Consider the following 5,341-nt stretch of genomic DNA (forward strand, 5'->3'; position numbering starts at 1 on the left):
TTTGTGGTGTAAGTTGTTGGCCTATTAGTACCGGTCAGCTTCACGAGTCGTTAGTCCTCGCTTCCACATCCGGCCTATCAACCCAGTGGTCTGGCTGGGGGCCTCTCACACATAAATGTGTATGGAAATCTCATCTTGAAGCGAGCTTCCCGCTTAGATGCTTTCAGCGGTTATCCCATCCGAACGTAGCTAATCAGCGGTGCACTTGGCAGTACAACTGACACACCAGAGGTTCGTCCGTCCCGGTCCTCTCGTACTAAGGACAGCCCTTCTCAAATTTCCTGCGCGCGCAGCGGATAGGGACCGAACTGTCTCACGACGTTCTAAACCCAGCTCGCGTACCGCTTTAATGGGCGAACAGCCCAACCCTTGGGACCTACTCCAGCCCCAGGATGCGACGAGCCGACATCGAGGTGCCAAACCATGCCGTCGATATGGACTCTTGGGCAAGATCAGCCTGTTATCCCCGAGGTACCTTTTATCCGTTGAGCGACGGCCATTCCACAATGTACCGCCGGATCACTAGTCCCGACTTTCGTCCCTGCTCGAGATGTCTCTCTCACAGTCAAGCTCCCTTGTGCACTTACACTCGACACCTGATTGCCAACCAGGCTGAGGGAACCTTTGGGCGCCTCCGTTACTTTTTAGGAGGCAACCGCCCCAGTTAAACTACCCATCAGGCACTGTCCCTGACCCGGATTACGGGCCGAAGTTAGATGTCCAAAGTGACCAGAGTGGTATTTCAACGATGACTCCACCCGAACTGGCGTCCGGGCTTCAACGTCTCCCACCTATCCTACACAAGCCACTCCGAACACCAATACCAAACTATAGTAAAGGTCTCGGGGTCTTTCCGTCCTGCTGCGCGTAACGAGCATCTTTACTCGTACTGCAATTTCGCCGAGTTTATGGTTGAGACAGCGGGGAAGTCGTTACTCCATTCGTGCAGGTCGGAACTTACCCGACAAGGAATTTCGCTACCTTAGGATGGTTATAGTTACCACCGCCGTTTACTGGGGCTTAAATTCTCAGCTTCGCCCTTACAGGCTAACCGGTCCTCTTAACCTTCCAGCACCGGGCAGGAGTCAGTCCGTATACATCGTCTTGCGACTTCGCACGGACCTGTGTTTTTAGTAAACAGTCGCTTCCCCCTGGTCTCTGCGGCCCCGATCCCCTCCCGGACGCATGGTCCGTTCAAGGTTGGGGCCCCCCTTCTCCCGAAGTTACGGGGGCATTTTGCCGAGTTCCTTAACCATAATTCTCTCGATCGCCTTAGTATTCTCTACCTGATCACCTGTGTCGGTTTGGGGTACGGGCGGCTAAAACCTCGCGTCGATGCTTTTCTCGGCAGCATAGGATCACCGAATCCCCCCATACGGGGGTCCCATCAGATCTCAGGCACAATGAGTGGCGGATTTGCCTACCACTCGCCCTACATCCTTAGACCGGGACAACCATCGCCCGGCTCGGCTACCTTCCTGCGTCACACCTGTTAATACGCTTGCCTCCCAGGATCAGGTCCTGCGCTCCACCAAAACCCTTCACCCACAAGGGGTGTCGGGCAGGTCTCGGGCAGTTAGTATCCCCTGTTCAACATGGGCGGTTTTTCGCCGGTACGGGAATATCAACCCGTTGTCCATCGACTACGCCTGTCGGCCTCGCCTTAGGTCCCGACTTACCCAGGGCAGATTAGCTTGACCCTGGAACCCTTGATCATCCGGCGGACGGGTTTCTCACCCGTCTTTCGCTACTCATGCCTGCATTCTCACTCGTGTAGGCTCCACCGCTGGTTTCCACCGCGACTTCACTGCCCACACGACGCTCCCCTACCCATCCATACTCCTGAACCACAAAGGCTTAGAACATGTATGAATGCCACAACTTCGGCGGTGTACTTGAGCCCCGCTACATTGTCGGCGCGGAATCACTTGACCAGTGAGCTATTACGCACTCTTTTAAGGATGGCTGCTTCTAAGCCAACCTCCTGGTTGTCTGAGCAACTCCACATCCTTTCCCACTTAGCACACGCTTAGGGGCCTTAGTTGGTGGTCTGGGCTGTTTCCCTCTCGACTATGAAGCTTATCCCCCACAGTCTCACTGCTGCGCTCTCACTTACCGGCATTCGGAGTTTGGCTGACGTCAGTAACCTTGTAGGGCCCATTAGCCATCCAGTAGCTCTACCTCCAGCAAGAAACACGCAACGCTGCACCTAAATGCATTTCGGGGAGAACCAGCTATCACGAAGTTTGATTGGCCTTTCACCCCTACCCACAGCTCATCCCCTCCATTTTCAACTGAAGTGGGTTCGGTCCTCCACGACGTCTTACCGTCGCTTCAACCTGGCCATGGGTAGATCACTTCGCTTCGGGTCTAGATCACGCCACTCACACGCCCTATTCAGACTCGCTTTCGCTACGGCTGCCCCACACGGGTTAACCTCGCGACGTAACACTAACTCGCAGGCTCATTCTTCAAAAGGCACGCCGTCACAGCTACAAGGCTGCTCCGACGGATTGTAAGCACACGGTTTCAGGTACTGTTTCACTCCCCTCCCGGGGTACTTTTCACCTTTCCCTCACGGTACTGGTCCGCTATCGGTCATTAGGGAGTATTTAGGCTTATCAGGTGGTCCTGACAGATTCGCACGGGATTTCTCGGGCCCCGTACTACTTGGGATACTCTCACAGGCGGTGACAACGCATTACGGTTACGGGACTAACACCCTCTCTGGCCGGCCTTTCAAAACCGTTCACCTATGCGCGCACATCACACCCCACCAGCCCGGCAGAACTGGTATGGAAAGTCCCACAACCCCGACCATGCAACGCCCGCCGGCTATCACACATGGAACGGTTTAGCCTGATCCGCGTTCGCTCGCCACTACTAACGGAATCACTATTGTTTTCTCTTCCTGCGGGTACTGAGATGTTTCACTTCCCCGCGTTCCCTCCACGCACCCTATGTGTTCAGGTACGGGTCACCAAGTCACTCGCGCGCTTGGCGGGGTTTCCCCATTCGGACACCCTGGGATCACAGTCCGGTTATCGACTCCCCCAGGCTTATCGCAGATTCCTACGTCCTTCTTCGGCTCCTAATGCCAAGGCATCCACCGTGTGCTCTTAAAAACTTGACCACAAAAGATCAACAACAAAAACACTCGAGAGAACCACAAAACCAACCACACCCCATCAACCCCCGAAAGAGTCTCAAACAGGCGCGGCCAGATCCAGGTTCCAATTCTTGGAAATTGCTTCCCACAAAAAACCCAAGGGGTCCTTCATGGAAGATGCTCGCGTCCACTATGTAGTTCTCAAACAACAACCCCACACCACACACCCCACACACACAGCCCCCACAAAAAGGAGACCAACAGCGCATGAAACGACATGGCAGGGAAACCAGAAACAAACAAACCCAGGAAACCACCACCCACAGCACAAACCATGACCGGCCATCCCCTGGCCCTGTTGCCTCAGGACCCAACAGTGTGCCAAACACTAAACCACCCAAACCCCCGGCCCCGCCGTTCCAGGACACCACAAAAGCATCCGTACTAGACAAGACCAGAACCAGGCAGCCGCTATTCGTTGATATTCCACCCATGAGCACCCGCCACGAAACATACGTCCGTGCTACGGGCAGTACTCCTGACAACACCACACCCGGACATTCGCCCGGGACGGGCAGTTGTAAGGCGCTCCTTAGAAAGGAGGTGATCCAGCCGCACCTTCCGGTACGGCTACCTTGTTACGACTTAGTCCCAATCGCCAGTCCCACCTTCGACGGCTCCCTCCCACAAGGGGTTAGGCCACCGGCTTCGGGTGTTACCAACTTTCGTGACTTGACGGGCGGTGTGTACAAGGCCCGGGAACGTATTCACCGCAGCGTTGCTGATCTGCGATTACTAGCGACTCCGACTTCATGGGGTCGAGTTGCAGACCCCAATCCGAACTGAGACCGGCTTTTTGGGATTAGCTCCACCTCACAGTATCGCAACCCTTTGTACCGGCCATTGTAGCATGCGTGAAGCCCAAGACATAAGGGGCATGATGATTTGACGTCGTCCCCACCTTCCTCCGAGTTGACCCCGGCAGTCTCCTATGAGTCCCCACCATCACGTGCTGGCAACATAGAACGAGGGTTGCGCTCGTTGCGGGACTTAACCCAACATCTCACGACACGAGCTGACGACAACCATGCACCACCTGTAAACCAGCCCCAAAGGGGAAACCACATTTCTGCGGCGGTCCGGTCCATGTCAAGCCTTGGTAAGGTTCTTCGCGTTGCATCGAATTAATCCGCATGCTCCGCCGCTTGTGCGGGCCCCCGTCAATTCCTTTGAGTTTTAGCCTTGCGGCCGTACTCCCCAGGCGGGGCACTTAATGCGTTAGCTACGGCGCGGAAAACGTGGAATGTCCCCCACACCTAGTGCCCAACGTTTACGGCATGGACTACCAGGGTATCTAATCCTGTTCGCTCCCCATGCTTTCGCTCCTCAGCGTCAGTTAATGCCCAGAGACCTGCCTTCGCCATCGGTGTTCCTCCTGATATCTGCGCATTTCACCGCTACACCAGGAATTCCAGTCTCCCCTACATCACTCTAGTCTGCCCGTACCCACCGCAGATCCGGAGTTGAGCCCCGGACTTTCACGGCAGACGCGACAAACCGCCTACGAGCTCTTTACGCCCAATAATTCCGGATAACGCTTGCGCCCTACGTATTACCGCGGCTGCTGGCACGTAGTTAGCCGGCGCTTCTTCTGCAGGTACCGTCACTTTCGCTTCTTCCCTACTGAAAGAGGTTTACAACCCGAAGGCCGTCATCCCTCACGCGGCGTCGCTGCATCAGGCTTGCGCCCATTGTGCAATATTCCCCACTGCTGCCTCCCGTAGGAGTCTGGGCCGTGTCTCAGTCCCAGTGTGGCCGGTCACCCTCTCAGGCCGGCTACCCGTCGTCGCCTTGGTAAGCCATTACCTCACCAACAAGCTGATAGGCCGCGAGTCCATCCAAAACCACAAAAAGCTTTCCACCAACCACCATGCGATGGAAGGTCATATCCGGTATTAGACCCAGTTTCCCAGGCTTATCCCAGAGTCAAGGGCAGGTTACTCACGTGTTACTCACCCGTTCGCCACTAATCCCCCCGCAAGCAGGGTTCATCGTTCGACTTGCATGTGTTAAGCACGCCGCCAGCGTTCATCCTGAGCCAGGATCAAACTCTCCGTTGAAGAAAAACAGACACAACCAAAACCAGTGGAAATAACACCAGCAAAAGCTGCACAAAATTTGAAACCAGCCAAAAACACCAAACCAATGCCACAGGGGCGGCACGATCCGGCA

Annotated in this window: 2 rRNA genes; both read right to left on the minus strand. The window is 55.3% G+C overall.

Annotation, left to right across the window (positions count from 1 at the left end):
* Positions 1 to 3: 3 nt before the first annotated feature.
* Positions 4 to 3,133 (minus strand): 23S ribosomal RNA (locus AC5RT3_RS20515).
* A gap of 572 nt (positions 3,134 to 3,705) precedes the next feature.
* Positions 3,706 to 5,229 (minus strand): 16S ribosomal RNA (locus AC5RT3_RS20520).
* Together the 16S and 23S rRNA genes form the textbook arrangement of a ribosomal RNA operon.
* Positions 5,230 to 5,341: the final 112 nt, after the last annotated feature.

This window comes from Arthrobacter sp. Y3221159 (assembly GCF_059089885.1).